We start from the raw sequence: 15,532 nt of genomic DNA on the forward strand, positions 1-15,532 counted from the left end.
ATTCACCTTCTTCTATTCATGGTAAAAGACCTTCCTGGATACCAAATATGCGCTGATTAATAGGATGATAGTAATGGCTAAGAAATAAATCCAGGCCATCGCTGAGCTAAGGCCGAAATCGAACTGAACGAAGCCCGTGGTCCGGATTAACTCTGTCAGCTCATTTCGGGAGAACGAGTCGATAATCGTATAAATCATATTGACCAGGATTAGCGGGCTGACCATCGGAAACGTGATTTTCCAGAAGGCTTCGTAACCCGTTGCCCCTTCCATCTTGGACGCTTCATACAGCTGGGGAGATATCGTCTGGATGCCAGCCAGGAATATGAGAATCTGTACGCCGGATTGGCTTACAATATCATAGATACGATCCACGGCTCCCGTTAAATAGTTTACGATGGTCTCGCTTACGCCGGCTTGAAGCATTAATCGCTCGAGCTCAAAGCTTCCCAAAGCGTTGATCAGCCCTCCGGAACCGGCATTCTGATCATTGATCGCCTGAACGAGGCTGCTGCTTTCCAGGGTCAGTATGACCCCGGAAGCAAGAATGACAGGCAGGAAGAATATCGATCTGGCAAAGGAACGGCCAAGGAATTTCTGATTCAGGACAACAGCCAGAAAGAGGCTGAAAATAACGATCAAGGGCACGTTCACCACCATATTAACAATCGCTTCGGTCAGCATTCGATTAAAGCTGGTGTTGACCGTAAAGGCGGTCACATAATTTTTCATCCCCATTAGCGTAATGCCGATTCCTTCGGAATTCGCGGTTACAGTGCTAAAACTGTAGATCAGGGAAGTCAGCAAAGGGATCAGGAAGAAAAATATAAAGCCGAGAAGCCAAGGCATAACATAAGCAATGCCCCATAAAGCCTTCTGTTTCCCATAGCTCCTTTGCTTTCCCCCCAATCGCTGGGTTATGAATTTCATGGCGCTTCACCACCTGTCACATAGCTTTCGGCTTCAATGGTTAGATCGTCAATCGTCACCGGTACATGATTATAATTCACGATGACATAAACGCCGCTCTCATATATCGTCTTGAATACGCCGTCAGCCAATTCGTCATGTCCGATGATCCGATCATGGCGAACCTTTTTCAGAAAAGCATTCACTTCCTCATAGATACGGGCGGCTTCATCGATCCATATCTCGTAATTGGCGGAGAACAAGTCGTTATGCGCCGTGTCCTTTATGTTGTGATTCGGTTCATAGATCCATTGGAAGTACACGCCGGAACCGTACTCCAAACACTTCAATATATACGGTTTGGGATCGGTATACGCAGTCAGATTGTAGGGTGAGCCTGTGTAATCGATATAACCGCGGACGACCATTTGATAGAACGGGATTTCCGCGTCCTCGATTTTAAACCTGCTGCTTGCCATGGGCGCGTGGGTGATATCGGTTAAGAAAGGCAGCGCATAAGCATTTCCTCCGTCAGCCATGACCTGAAGATTGGCATCTTCAATTTTGTTCAGCGCATCCTGAGACAGCTGCTCGGACTCCGTGCGGTCAATTTGGCGGTGCTTGCGAAAATCGCTATCGAGCTCGGCGGCCAGATCACTCAGCGAAACGGCATTTGCGCCGTATTTGCCATAGTCCTTTAAGAAAGCTTCCGTGTAACTACCTATAAACCGCGGCGATATGACATAGGCCGGCGAACCGGTCCGATCCCGGCGATTCAATGCCGGATTGAATGAATAGAGCTCTGCGGGGACGCCTCGCAGCGTTCTGGCCGCCTCCTTCGTTACGTTGAACCCGGAACCGGACAATGCCGTAAGGATGGCGACATCCGGATATAGCGTTACCCCATTCTCGTTAGCATAGGATAACAGACGCCGAAGTCCCTTCTCTCCCCCTACCTGCTGGTCAACGGAGACGCTGCCAGGTACCTCATGAGCCAGCCCCTTGTTGAACCAGCCGCTATACTTCAATTTGATGTCATGGATTCCACGCTGGCTCATGTCTGTCAGAATACTTTGCGCTTGTTCAAAGGTCGTGAGCGGCTCCAGCGCCCGATAGGGAATTCCTGCAAAATGCTTCTTCTTATAAATGCTGCCTACGAGCTCCAGATAGAACGGCATATTGTCCCCGTTCCTCTCGGCAATTGCGGGAAGACCGCCATGCTGCTCCAAATATTTCCTGTAATAGGCAGCAAGCCCTTGATAGGAAGCCGACTGCTTGCCCACGAAGGCATATCGGACCGTAAAATCGCTTCGCATCGGAGCTTCCTGAAATTTCGGAAGCGAGCGCTGCTGGCCGTTCGCATCCAGGCTTAAGTCGCCTTTGTTGATCACCGTAAACGTCGGGTAAACGTAGTTATAGCTGTTCAGTCTGCCGCTAACGTCAGCATTGATTGTCGCGGCCGGAGCCCCTTCCTCGATGATGCCGATAAATGCCCCGGCTTGACGGATGATTCCGAACACCGGCAGCCTGATTTCCTGGCTGAGTTCTGCCGTTTCGATGCGGCTCATGGTTCGGTCCGTTCCGTACACGTTCTGTTGGTAGGCTGGATACCGGGTCTTGCCGTTATTAAAATGGATCAGCGCCCCCGATCCGTCCGGAATGAAGATCGAGCCTTTTTCTTCCGTTCCCCCGGCACCGAAGAAACTCAGGAACGATATGGTGTTCACCGGATATTCAGCCGGGAAATCGATGCTGGAAACCGGGATCTTGGCGAGCAGACTGTCGCCGTCCAGCGTGTATTCAACCGAAGCATGAAATACCCGCGGTTCAGGCTTGGTCTGATCCAAATGGTTTTCCTCAATGTCGACCAGCAAATCTTCTTCGGTATACCCTGCATCCTCAAAGGCTTTAAGCGCCCGCTCCAGCTGAAGGCCTTTAAGCGCGCCGTCGGACCGGACATACATCCCCTGTTCCGCTTCCTCGGTGTAAGCGATCTTCAGCGTTCGCTGGCCCGTGCTGTCCAGCTTGCTTAACAGGTTCTGCTCAAAGCGCGACTTGCTGATCTTCATGGGCATGTCGTCGATTGTTTTCTTGTCCGAGCCGAACCGGTAGTTTACGCGAACGCCATTTGCGATTTCCTCCATGCCGATTTGTTTATAGGCCACGCTATCGGCATGCGAATTGACGGAGTTTATTTGTCCGAAACTATTATAAAAATCAAGCTTCAGCTGAGAGGACAACAAACTCTTGTTCACGCCTGCAGCCAGCGGATCCGACTCGCGCCCGGGAGGATTGCTGTGCCAAACTTCCCCGCTCGCTTTATGCACGACGGCGATCGCCCCCGTCTGATCGTCCGCTAGCAGCTGCAGTTGATCGTTCTCGGCGATGCCTTTCATGCCTTGGACTTTCGGATTGGCGAACGACGCCTTAAGGGTTGAATCGAGTTTAAACGTTTCGGTGAGCCTGTTGACTTGATCGCCACCTGCCTCATCGGGTCCTTTATCCGTACATCCGGCCATGATCAGCGCTGTCAGTACACTGGCAGCAAGCAGCATATATCTAGCGAAATTGCCCATTTTTCCTCCTCCTTAAGTTCTCATGACAAATTCTTGATAGATGACGGATATAAAGGCCACGATCTGTTGGACCAAGCTGAAAAACAGCAAGCTGATAAAAGCCATGAACCCCATGGCGACCAGGGTCAGCATCATAATTCCGATCGTTTTGGACGGGGAAAACTGATGTACGGTCATATTGCCGATAAACAGCAGATATACGAACCAAAGAACCGCAACGGAGTTGGAAAAATAATAGAAGGCGGTCTCTTGCAACGAAACGAGATTGCTGAGCCAAATCCATGGAAATTGAATGATCACGAGCGGCAGAAGCGCAAAGCAGGTCGACGTGAAAATTTCGACGAATTTGCCTTCTCCGTCCATCAAGGTCGTAAGCGACCAGTTGGCCACGCACCAGAACAATACCGGCACGATCACATAGACGATTTCCATGAAGCTGTTCATGGTCTCTGGATTGTACACATGGACTAGAAAACCGCTGTACTGGCTCCCCAAAATGTTCGTAACGGCCACCAGGAACAATACGCAAAATGAAATGATCAACGTGAATTTTCGGTTGCGATCGTATTTCAGGTCCCAATAGCCTTCAAAGGGATGAACCATGAGATTTAGGGGGAATCGAATCCAATCCCTGCTCATGCGGAAGCCCCCTTTCTTCGTTCCTTCACTTTCCGAAGCCTTGCCGCGGCAAAAATACCGATTCCGGCTAAGAACAGCATGGTCATGATCACCGGAAAATGCTCTCTCATGACTTCTTTTCGATATAGCAGGAATGCTTTGGAATAGTTTTTTTGATCCAAACTGCGTTTAAAATGCTTCATGGCGTCCTTATAATCGCCTTGACGAAGCAAGGCTTTACCGATCCCCGCATAGGCAAAATCCAGATTGGCATTCATGGCGATCGTTCGATTAAACAACGCAAAAGCGGTTTCTTCCTCGCCACGGTAATAGCTTTTGACTGCTTCATTCAGCGTTCGCCCGTACTCGGTCGTTCGGAAGACGGTGATTTCGCCCAGCGCTTTATCCAGCACAAGAAAATCCTCGCCGATTCGATCGATGGCGGCCGGCGTATGAAACTGGCCCAATTGGTTCCCCAGCCCGCCGAATACGTACATCAGATGACCGTCCCCGTTGTAAGTGAACACCCGCCCTCGCTTGCCATCGAGAACGGAGTAAATCTCGCTGTCTGTAACATCGATATCGATCAGCTTAGAAGGACCTTCGCTGCTGATGTAAAGAATGTCGCCCTGCGGGTCGGAATACCCAGTTCTTCGTAAAATGTCGCTGCCTTGCGCGTTTAGCTTCTTAATGTTGTTCCCCCACTGGTCTCCGTTAGTGGCATAGATAAATCCTTCCGAATCAATATCCAGATTCGTAAACTCCGTAGGCGTAAACATGACCATCTGGCTTCGCTGCGCTTTAGTCGAGATCTGCTTCCAGAAATATTCGATCGGATCGATATAAACGCGATTCGCGCCAATGAAAGTAGTAAACGCCCCTTCGGCGTTGAATTCCATGAACCCGTCAAACACGCCGCCAGCCATGACATAAATTCGCTGCGCATGGTCCATTACGACCCGCACGGGTTCGAATTTAAACGAATCCTGCAATAGTTCCGACTCCGGCGAATCGATGATCTTGACCAGCTGAAAATCCGCATCTAAGTGAACCACCCGCTTGTTACCCGTGTCCGCTACAAGCACATCGCCGTCATCCGTCACGAAAATCCCTTGCGGTTGAAGGAATGTATCCGGCTTGCCCTCTCTCGTAAAGGAATCCACGGTGCTTACCAGCTTTAGATCACGGTCCAGCACAACGATCCGATTGTTGCCTGAATCCAGTACGTATACGCGATTGTCGGCGGCGACGTGGAGATCGCTGGGCTCTTGGAAAGGTCCCGTCCCCAGGTCCGAGCCGCTGATCCATTCGGTCGCCACATAAGCGGCCGGCACTGCGACGGCATCGCCCCAATAGGAATAATTGTAGGAGTCCGCGGCGCTCTCGGCGCTTACGTTCCCCGTTCCTGCGCCAACCCCCAATAAGCAGCAGATCAAGATGAGGAGAGGCGTTTTCAGTTTGCGCAAGCTATTGATCAATCTGGTCATGCCTCCTTTCTAATCCTTCATCCCTGAAGTGGCCATCGTCTGCATGACGCTGCTCTGGGAGATGATAAAGAGCGTGATGGGAACGATCATCAGGAGCAAAGCAACGGCCGCGCCGACGCCGGCTCTTGCGATTCCGCCTTCCGTGATCTGTCCCAGCGCGAAGTGTAACGTCTTCAGATGCTCGCTGTATATAAAGCTGCCGCCATCGCTGCCCCAAAGCGCCGGAAATTGCAAAATCATAAGCGTCAGCCAGGCAGGCTTCACGTTCGGCATCACAATGGACCAGTAAATCCGATACTCGCTGGCCCCGTCAATTTTGGCCGCCTCGAGCAGCGCGTCGGGAATTTGCTCCATAAACTGCTTCATCAGGAACAGCCCGAGCGGAAAAGCCAAGGAAGGCACGATGATGGAGGCATGCGTATTGATCCACCCCAGCCAAGACATGACCATATAGTTCGGGATCGCCGTTACATGGGGCGAAAACATCAGGGCGAGCACCACGATGGAGAACAGCGCTTTCGAGCCGGGAAACCGGTATTTGGCCAGCGGATAGGCTGCTGCGGACGCCAGCAGGATATGTCCGGCCGTTCCAATGATGGTGATCAATAGCGTGTTTGCGAAATAGCGCGATAAGGGTACCCAGGAATTCCCCATTAACACCATCAAGTCCAGGAAGTTATCCATCGTCGGATTGTTTACGAAAAACCGCGGAGGGAAAATGAACAATTCGTCCAGCGGCTTGAATGCGTTGTTTACCGCGTAAATCAAGGGCAATGCCATGAAGGCTCCGAACAAGGCGAGCAGCGCAAACAGCAAAATGCTAACGGGCAAAGAACGGTTCAGCGTTCTCGGCAGCCGGAAATATCGAATCATTTTCGCAGCCAACGTTACTCACCTATCTTTCTCAACATTTTTTGCGTCAACTTGTTGGTCCCTACCATCAGCAGGAACAGGAACGTCGCAATGGCCGAAGCGTAGCCGAGTTCAAAGCGGATCGTGCCGAAATCCATCAGATGGGTTACGATCGTGTGCGCCGCATAGTTAACGCTCGGAAACCCGGCGAGCGCGATGGAAATATCCGCGACCGCGAATGCGGTTGTAATCTGCATGACGGCCCCGAACATCAGCTGCGGCCTCATGGACGGCAGCGTAATATACCAGAGCTCCTGCCAACGATTTTTTATGCCGTCCATTGCCCCGGCTTCGATCAGTGACTTGTCGATCGTTTGCAGACCGGCGATAAAAGCCAGAAAGCTGGTGCCCAGGCTGAGCCAAAGCTGTACGATAATCACGATCCAAAGAATATAGTTTTCATTCAGAAGCCATTGAATCGGTTCCAAGATAAAGCCGGCTTTCATAAGAAATCCGTTTAAATACCCGTAGCTGTCACCGGAAAAGATGATGAGCCAAATGAAATAAACGTTTCCCGATATGGAAGGCGCATAAAAGACCAGCGTCATGAACGCTCGCACTTTGGGCGACAGTTCATTGATGATCCATGCGAATACAAAGCAGGCGATATAACTGACAGGACCGGTTACGACTGCAAACATCAAGGTGTTTTTCAAGGCGATCATAAAGATATCGTCATTCAGAAATAGTCTCGAATAGTTTTGCCAACCGACGAACCTCGGAAATTCCAGCATGTTAAAGTAAAAGAAGCTTAGGGCAAAGGAAAAGACCACTGGAATAACCGTAAACAGAAAGAAAATAATCATATACGGACTCATCAGCAAATAGTAATGCTTGCTGCGTTTTAACTCATTTATGAAGGAGACCCAACGGCTGTTCCTCTGCACATTCGATTTGGGGCTCTTCACGGTTTGAATTCCTGGTTGCATCGACTACCGCACCTCCCCCTGTTAATATGGCAAATTGAACTCCTTCCGCTTGATCTCGATTTCATCGTTAATGTACAGAATATAATCGGATAAGGCTTCTCGCGGATTTTCGCTGGCATTCACCACTTTTCTAAACGCATTGTCCAAATGCCTGCCCGTGAAATATCCCCCTGGCACTTGCGGAATGCCTCGTACCCATTGCCATTGGTTCTCCAAATTCCGGTAATCCTTCATCGGCCAAGGCAGCTCCTCCAGCGCTTCGATGTTGGCCGTCGGATAGCGGGCCGCCTCACCCATCAAGCCTTCCATCTCTCGTCCATACGCAATTTGCGTCTCCTTGCCGGTCCACCACTTCAGAAATTCCCAGGCGGCCTCTTTGCTCTTCGAATTCTGAAGCAGCATGACGGCGGACGTATGGCTGGCAACCTCGTGGTTCACGGTGCCGTCCCCGCGTTCAGTGCCCGGCACGATCGTAAAATCCCACAGTCCCTTAATCTCTGGGGCCATGACCGTCAGCATGTTGTACGTCGTGTAATCCGCAATCCCGATCGGCATCTCTCCGGTCCGGAAACGGTTCGGGAAATCCGCTTGAAGCGGGAACTTGTAGCTGGTATAGAACTGCGTCCACTTCTTGAAGGCTTCCATGGAGATGTCGGAGTCGAGCGCGCTCTTCGTATCGTTATCGCGGTAGAACTGCCCGCCGTTCTGGTAGAGCAGCATCGCGAACGTCGCATTCGGGACCAGGCTTGCATTGGTGGCTTCCAGCGGCAAATAAAATTCCATGTTGTGCTTCTGAAGCACGGATATCATGTCATAGATTTCTTGCCAGGTCGCCGGCGGCTTTAAACCAAGTTCCTCCAGAATATCTTTGCGATAGAACAGCATCGGGAAGGTTTGCTGCTCAGGCAAGGCGTACACCCCGCCGTTATATTTGTAAGGCTCCAGCCCGCTATCGCGGAACCGGGTGGCCACCTGCTCGAAATCATTGAATTTCGTCAAATCGGCCGCTGCGCCCCTCATCGCGTAGTTGACCGGCACATCCTCGCCGATTTGCATGGCGACATCCGGACCCTCTCCGGCAAGCGTGGCTGGCAGAAGGATATTTCCCGGAACAAGCCGGAGATGCACCGGAATGCCCGATTCAGGCGTAAACGTGTCGTCGATCAATGCTTTCAGCACTTGGGCCTGATCGCGTCCGGTCGTTACCCAAACGGTAATGGCGTCTTCTTCATCGCCGGCGTTGCCGATCGTGTCATAGTCTTCCGTGTATGAAGCCACGTAAGCGCCTAGCTCATGGCCCGTTATCTCGAGAAACGACGCGTCCGGTTTGGGCAGCTTGCGATCCGGCGAGTGAATGATAAGGTAATCGAGCGAGATGGGCTGCTCTTTAATCTGCAGCATCCAGGTTCCCAGACCGCCTACGTTCACCTTATACGTATCCAATCGCTTCGCGACGGTTTCGGGATTATCGGCAAGCTCGTTCAGCTGGTGCACCATCGAATGCAGGACGGCTACCTTATCGCTTCGCTCGCCCGTAGCCTCTTCCAGGTAATCGGCCACGCTCTGAATGATTTCGGCCTGCTCGGCGAACACCTCCACCATATCCGGAATCCGCTTCTCCAATTGATAATCGCGGAACGGATCCGGCGTATTGGAGGTGATCATCAATATTTTTCGGTACATTTCATTCAGTTCCAGCACGCTGGATTCCATCGTCTGCAAGAGCGGCGCGATCTCGCCAAGAGACACCATCATTCGGACCCGGTGCGTGCCTTTGGTGAAATGGAATAGATAAGGCTCTTCCTCGCCCAGCACATTCATCTGCCAATCGCGGTCGTAATGAAAGCGGATTCGTTTCATTTCCTGAAAAGGAAACTCCCCGTCAATCATAAGGCTGCGGGTGGCGAAGACTCCGCGGAGCTGGTCCTGCTTTTGCTTTAAGGCGATTTGGTATAATCCGTCTTCTTCCACCTCGAACTCCCATTCGATCCATTGCCCCGGCAGCTTCCAGTTGACGCCTCCGATGGTGTTGACTCTGATTTTGGAAACGTCGTAAGGCACCACGGTCGGGCTGGATCTGTCGGATGTTGGATACAAGGTCGGCGACGATTTCCGCTTGGCGTCCTCCGCTTGGATCAGAATGTACTGATCCCGGCTCGGCTCCAAGCCCTCGGACTCATATTCATTCGCCAGCTCCTCGTACGTTCTCAAGGCATGATCCTGGTAGAGCTCGATATAATCAATGGCCATCGGCTCCCGCAAGGACGTTAGCGTAAGCTTCTGCTTGCCCTTGTCAAAATAAAAGGAATACGGCTCATCATAATAGCCATACCGATCGGAGAACGGCGCAAGCTGCCACGAAGGCTTTTCGACCTGCCTTGGCCGCAGATCGTTTCCCCGGTTATCCTGCCTGATTTCTTCGTCCCGATTTCCCCATACCCTGTCGAATAGCACGATATCCGCACCTTTGAAAGGCACCTCGTCATTGATAGAGAACTGTCTTTCGATCGCCGAACTCTTCCCTTCAATAGGATAGTATCGGATCCGTATATGGTATAAGCCCGGTTGCTCCACGTTCACGTCCCATGTGATGGAACCTACCTCTGGCGTGATCACGGATTTGCCTTCGGAACCGTGTAATTTCTCCGCGATCTCGAATCCCTTCCCAGCGGTTGATACAAAAGACTCGCCTTCGATGCGGACAATGCGGTCCGGACGATTTGCCGATGCATGGGCGTCTAAATACTGGCTGTACCCGTCCTGCCCTTCCGTTTCCATGATCGCTTCAAAGTCGGCGGTCGCTTGAACGGTGCCTTGGTTTGTCGATTTCGAAGGGTAGAAGGCCCATAGAGACAAAAAAAATAGGACGATGACAAGTATGGCGCTGCCGAAACGCTTGTTCCTGGTGTTCAATTTCTCTCCCTCCCACACGGTTAATCCATCCAATGACCGCCCCTGCCGCAGCAATGAGCTCCGCAGGGACGATCGGTCTTCGGCCAATATTCAAGGTCAAGGACCATATACTTCGTCGATGGCCGCTTGAAACGTTGACTTATACTTCTCAACAACGGTGGAAACGGATATCCCTTCATTCAGCTCCCCGACGAAATCGTAGTACTTCAAATTCGGGAATGTATTGTGGTCAAGAATAATCATATTTGGCGCCACCATCTTGGCGTTGTTCAAGTCATCTTCATTCGAGAATATCGTTTCGTACGAGCCTTGGTCCGGATAATCGTATACGGAATCAATGTCATTGATTTTCTCCCAGATATACAGCAACTGTTCCGGATTTTCGACTGCTTTCGGAATGGTAAGCGCCTGGAAGAGTGCTTCGGCAGAGTGGTATTCCGTTGCGTTCGGCCCTTTTGGAAAAGGTACGAAACCGATGTCGTAATCCGGCATATCCGTCTGCAAGCCGCTCATCTCATAGAGGGCACCGGCGTACATTAATGTATTGCCTTGACGAAAAAATTGCCCTGGCTCCGTCCAGTCGCCGCCCTCGGTCGGTCTTGCTATTTTCTCGGTAGCAATACGAGAAATGAATTGAAGTGCATCCAATGTTGCAGGATCATCGAGATTTTGCTTATCTTCTTTGGTCAGCCCCGTATTGTTGGAATACAAGGCATGGTCCATGAGCGAGGAGTTTGCTAGCCCCCAAGTGTCCAGCTTGCCATCGTTGTTCGTATCTTTGTTGGCTTCCTTAGCCACTTGGATGAATGTTTCCCAGTTCCAGTTATCTTCGTTCACGTACTCTTGAAGCGGCTTTAAGCCAAGCTGGTTCATAAGTGTACGATTGTAAAAGAAGCCTTGAACCAGATTTGCCTGGTTTTCGGTAAACCCATACCCCCTGCCTTTATACGTGTAGTATTCCTTCGTAACCTTTTGATTAAAGGCGATGGGGTTTTGGGTGTATTCGTCGATCGGCCAAAGCAGATCCTGTTTAACCAAGGTAGGGACCGTATAGGTTTTGCCAAGTCGAACGATATCGCCGATCGGCTCACCGGCTATCAGGGAAGCGGTAACTTTCTCTTGGTACTCGCCATAATCGATCGCCACGTACTCCACTTTAAAATTATGCTTTTGCATCAGGTCTTCAAGGTTCTTCTTGCGCTCGATATTGTCCGGGGTATCCTCCGGAATCGTCATATCCCACCAAGAGACGATTTTGATGGTCTTGCCGCCTAAATCAAAATCCATATCCGGCGTTCTGTAGACTTCTTCCTCGCCGCTGTTTTCGGTCTCGTCCGTTCCCTTCGACGTCTCGTTTTCAGTGCCGCTATTCGTCTCCGATTCCACGGTTTCTTGGTTGCCGCTGCTTGGGTTGCCTGAGCCTCCGCTGCAGGCTGCAAGCAGCAGCGCCAATCCTAATAACAGAACCATTAATTTGCGAACACGCATCTTTAATCCCCCTCAACGATTGATGTTTGGTCCATATTCATCCAAAGTTTAGCGCTTACATTTCCATGCAACAACCTGGGGAAATCGGGATGTTCAACCTGTGAAACGCTAGATAGCCAGCTTGTTCTGCGGCATGTTCACCGATCTTTATAACCCAGATATCAAAGAAGTAAAGAACGGCTAGCTATGCAAAGAAAAGCACATTGTGAAGAACGGGATCAGGGCAACATAATGTAAGCGTAAACATTTTGAATGATATTCCGTTTAAGGAAATGTACGGGGGGGAGTCATCATATCTAAGATGCTGTACATCAATCTGAGTTGCTGTTCCGGAAGCGACATGCTTCGCCTGCAGGATTGGGGCAAATGCGGGACGAACATGGACGTATGCGAACATGATTGCGACGTATCGCTGCATCTGATTGAGGAGAATGGATATTCGCTGGCCGTCATCAACATGAACGGCAAACCTAAAGAAGGGTTGGAACTGTGCGGTCGGATCCGGAGGATAAGCCGATTGCCCATCATCGTCATCGAGGATGCCATGAAATTTGCCGTCATTCGAAAAGCGCTGCAGCTTCAGGTCAGTGATTACTTACCGAGCACGTTGCCGGCTGAGGAACTGGTGAAGAGCGTAGCTGCTATAATGGCGAACCATCACCGCACTGAGGATGACGTGATCCACAGAGTAAAGGAATATGTAGGAAAAATGCTTCACGAAAATATTACCCTGAAAGACTTATCGAGCAAATTCCATTTCAACCGCTCCTATCTTGGTCAAAAGTTCAAGAACCATGAAAATATGAGTTTTAACGAATATTTGCTCATCCAGCGCATGGAAAGAGCGAAAATATTGCTGGAGCAAACGGATCTCAAGGTTTACGAAATTGCGTATGAGGTGGGCTATACGGAAATCGACTGGTTCTATAAGCGATTTAAATCCTATACCGGCGTAAGCGCGAACGAATATCGGAAGATGGTCCCCTCCTAACGCCAAAAGCCCTAGGTTATCCAAGGACTGTCCCCCTTTGCCACCGGGACCCACCCAGGAGTGTCCGTACATCGAGATGGGGATGCACTGTGCGTTGGAGTTGGCAACGGCTTGCCCAGCATGTCAACTAGCGCGTGTGCATGTTTTATGTTATTAACACCTGCAGATGAGAGCAATAATTTCATAACTTTATGCGTCTGTCATTTATTATTTGACTTAAGGGGGCTACATAAACTACAGAGAAGTACATTTCGGTTCGTATTGTGCCGCTAAAACAAAAAAAGCCGCTAAATTAGCGACTCTCAATGGATTATGCTCTTGTGCCCGACAAGTTAATTGAACTATGATATCACTTTTTCTGCTAATAGCTTTATTTTGTCTAAAGTCTCTTCCCAGTTTTTATCCGAGTGTTCATACATCGTTGGTGTTGAAAAGTTGCGGTGCGTTAAAACAAGTGTTGTACTGTCGTGATTATCAAATAATCGGAACGCAATAATTGAGTAATTTTCTGGAGTGTCTGGAGTTCCCGAAAACCCACTCCAATAATCATAAGAGAAAGTGTCCGGTTCCATGAATTTCAATATATGTCCCTTATCGGTAAGGTTTTTTCCGTCCCATGAGAATGAAAATGTGATCGGACTCTCTTCTCTCCAATCCGTTTCAATATGTACCCCTAACCAATCTCTAATGGAATCAGGATCAGTTAATACCTTCCAAACAACTTTCTTACTTGCATGAATATGTCTGGTTTTTTCAATAATCAAATCCATTGAACTTGTTCCTCCAATTCCGATTTTAAGAACATTTGTTCTGTGTTGATTGTATTCATTAATCTGCAAAATGTCAATTTATACCTCCTCACTACTTGTATCTTTGCTCGTTAGGTTCAGCAGAAAAGCTCCACGTCGAAGCAGCCGACAGATGTTAGCCGGCTGCATCTTGTGCTCATATAGATTCGTCTGGCAGTGCCTAGCTGCGGTGATCAGCCAGGCACAGGCAGCTAACGAACGAGCGTGTAGCGAAGCACCACGACGCCGGAGCTGAAGGGTTGGGTCTCGATCAGCTTCAGATTCAGTCGATCACGAACTCCCCCCGATAATTGGGGGCCACGTCCACTACCGTTAGCTTAAAAAGGCAACTGATCGCTCTGACCAGCTACACCTCCTTTAGTTTTTATAAGACTTCTGAACTCACTTGACAGTCTACCTACTAGTAGGTAGACTGATTATATGAAAAATTCAACTACTACTTCTGACGACATCCTGACTTGTGCTCGTTCTTTGATCATCGATAGCGGCTACAACGGTTTTAGTTATGCCGACATCGCTGACGTGGTTGGGATTCGTAAGGCGAGCATCCATCACCATTTTCCAAGCAAGGTCGATCTGGTTCGAACACTGGTTGCACGGTATCGGGAAGAAGCTGAAGCGGGGATGGAGAATATTGAACTCCATGTATCCGATGCTCTCGAACAGCTTCGGTTTTACGTTGGCTATTGGGAAGCCTGCATCGCGGACGCTAGCGCTCCGATTTGTGTCTGCGCGTTGTTGGCAAGTCAACTCCCTGTCCTGCCCGAGGAGGTTGCCATGGAGGTCAGGGAGCATTTCAGCTATCTGTCAACGTGGTTGACATCCGTGCTGGATCGCGGATCGCGGCTTGGGCAACTTCAACTTAGAAGTACCCCGAAGGCCGAGGCCGAAGCATTCATGGCTACGGTTCACGGAGCTATGCTTTCGGCGCGGGCCTATGGCGATCCGAATATGTTCAGCTTCGTGACAGGCCCGCTCTTGGAGCGACTCGCAATTCCATTGTGATTGGTCCAGTGTCGAAAATTACAGACATGATCGAGATCACAAGAGATTAACTTAACCCCTTAGCTTAAGTCATCTAGAGAGGAGGCTACGTACTGTTGAGGATATGCTCGCTATTGTCGAACGAATCGCGTCATATCCGCTAAGTGCCGATATATGGGTCATCTAGTTCTCGGCAGTCTACGAAGAAGGCATGTTCGTTCGCAGTCCGACAGTTGGTGGCGCGAAGGACATGATGTCAGTCGCAATTATTGGATCGCGTAAATCTATCGACATAACAAAACAAATCACCCTTGTCTTTAAGGACTGAAAGGAGTCAGTTATGTTTGGAATTTCATCACTCGGCTGGGTGCATACGCTCAGCAGCTTGCCCGCCATTCCGCTGGCTACATATATGTTTGCTCGCTACGGACGAATTGTCCCTAGGTCAAGGCCTGGTGTCGTCTACTTCATTTCGATGATGATCGGCGCCCTCACGGTATTCCCCATCGCTCATCAGTCGGTAAGCTATGTCATTAGCACGGCAACGATCCTGCTGCTGCTCGGCGGATACGGCGTCGGGTGTATTTCAGGCTTTGGGCGTTCCGGCAAGTACCTTGAGACCATTTTCCTTAGCCTGACGGCGTTTCTGCTGATGTTGCCGACTGTTACTGAAATCCTGACCCGTGTTCCAGACGGCAACCCCTTAGTCTCCGATCTGAGTTCGCCAGTCCTACTTGGCGCCCAAGCCACTCTCCTCGTCATTTTTATCGTTGGTTTGACAGCACAAATCATCCATTTACGCAGGCAAAACAGACTGGATACTTTCGACTCGTCAACCGAGATGTCTGCCTAAAGATGTGGAAAGGAAGATAATGAGTCAAGGATTAAACCGAGAGGATAATTAACTAAAAAGAAG

The 15,532-nt window shown here is 50.0% G+C and carries 12 protein-coding genes; 3 read left to right on the forward strand and 9 right to left on the reverse strand.

Annotated elements, in window-relative coordinates; all coding sequences use genetic code 11:
- Positions 1-12: 12 nt before the first annotated feature.
- The 8 genes from AC3RCL_RS15960 to AC3RCL_RS15995 all read right to left on the reverse strand — a co-directional run bounded on the left by AC3RCL_RS15960 (position 13) and on the right by AC3RCL_RS15995 (position 11,832).
- Positions 13-930 (reverse strand): carbohydrate ABC transporter permease, encoded by a 918-nt coding sequence (locus AC3RCL_RS15960; protein WP_096773854.1) that lies wholly within the window; start codon positions 928-930, stop codon positions 13-15.
- Complete coding sequence (locus tag AC3RCL_RS15965) at positions 927-3,485, reverse strand: DUF5696 domain-containing protein (protein ID WP_492530621.1); 2,559 nt, start codon at positions 3,483-3,485, stop codon at positions 927-929. Before AC3RCL_RS15965 ends, AC3RCL_RS15960 begins: the two co-directional genes overlap by 4 nt.
- A 12-nt stretch (positions 3,486-3,497) precedes the next feature.
- The gene (locus tag AC3RCL_RS15970; RefSeq protein WP_096773856.1) at positions 3,498-4,124 is read right to left on the reverse strand and encodes a Yip1 family protein; all 627 of its coding nucleotides are present in this window, start codon (positions 4,122-4,124) and stop codon (positions 3,498-3,500) included.
- Positions 4,121-5,581: a hypothetical protein gene (locus AC3RCL_RS15975; protein ID WP_192571772.1), complete on the reverse strand. Its 1,461-nt coding sequence runs from the start codon at positions 5,579-5,581 to the stop codon at positions 4,121-4,123. Before AC3RCL_RS15975 ends, AC3RCL_RS15970 begins: the two co-directional genes overlap by 4 nt.
- 18 nt (positions 5,582-5,599) lie before the next feature.
- Complete coding sequence (locus tag AC3RCL_RS15980; protein WP_175495229.1) at positions 5,600-6,463, reverse strand: carbohydrate ABC transporter permease; 864 nt, start codon at positions 6,461-6,463, stop codon at positions 5,600-5,602.
- Between the two features lie 14 nt (positions 6,464-6,477).
- Positions 6,478-7,431, reverse strand: coding sequence for a carbohydrate ABC transporter permease (locus AC3RCL_RS15985; protein ID WP_192571771.1), 954 nt, complete (start codon positions 7,429-7,431; stop codon positions 6,478-6,480).
- Between the two features lie 21 nt (positions 7,432-7,452).
- Positions 7,453-10,344 carry an extracellular solute-binding protein gene (locus tag AC3RCL_RS15990; protein ID WP_492530625.1) on the reverse strand — a complete coding sequence of 964 codons (2,892 nt, stop codon included), beginning with the start codon at positions 10,342-10,344 and terminating at the stop codon, positions 7,453-7,455.
- A 96-nt stretch (positions 10,345-10,440) separates the two neighbouring features.
- On the reverse strand, positions 10,441-11,832 hold the full coding sequence (locus AC3RCL_RS15995; protein WP_096773860.1) for an ABC transporter substrate-binding protein: 1,392 nt from the start codon (positions 11,830-11,832) through the stop codon (positions 10,441-10,443).
- Between the two features lie 301 nt (positions 11,833-12,133).
- On the opposite strand from AC3RCL_RS15995, the gene AC3RCL_RS16000 reads away from it, so the two are divergent.
- Positions 12,134-12,823, forward strand: a complete 690-nt coding sequence (locus tag AC3RCL_RS16000; protein WP_492530628.1) for a helix-turn-helix domain-containing protein — start codon at positions 12,134-12,136, stop codon at positions 12,821-12,823.
- A 341-nt stretch (positions 12,824-13,164) separates the two neighbouring features.
- Here the strand turns inward: AC3RCL_RS16000 and AC3RCL_RS16005 are convergent, their stop codons facing one another.
- A complete protein-coding gene (locus AC3RCL_RS16005) occupies positions 13,165-13,593 on the reverse strand; it encodes an SRPBCC family protein (protein ID WP_452515147.1) in 429 nt (142 codons plus the stop codon).
- A 459-nt stretch (positions 13,594-14,052) separates the two neighbouring features.
- Between AC3RCL_RS16005 and AC3RCL_RS16010 the strand changes: the two genes are divergently transcribed.
- Together AC3RCL_RS16010 and AC3RCL_RS16015 are read left to right on the forward strand one after the other, a co-directional pair.
- Positions 14,053-14,637 carry a TetR/AcrR family transcriptional regulator gene (locus AC3RCL_RS16010; RefSeq protein WP_492530631.1) on the forward strand — a complete coding sequence of 195 codons (585 nt, stop codon included), beginning with the start codon at positions 14,053-14,055 and terminating at the stop codon, positions 14,635-14,637.
- Between the two features lie 319 nt (positions 14,638-14,956).
- Positions 14,957-15,469, forward strand: coding sequence for a hypothetical protein (locus AC3RCL_RS16015; protein ID WP_492530633.1), 513 nt, complete (start codon positions 14,957-14,959; stop codon positions 15,467-15,469).
- Positions 15,470-15,532: the final 63 nt, after the last annotated feature.

It is taken from the genome of Paenibacillus sp. MT86 (assembly GCF_058792535.1).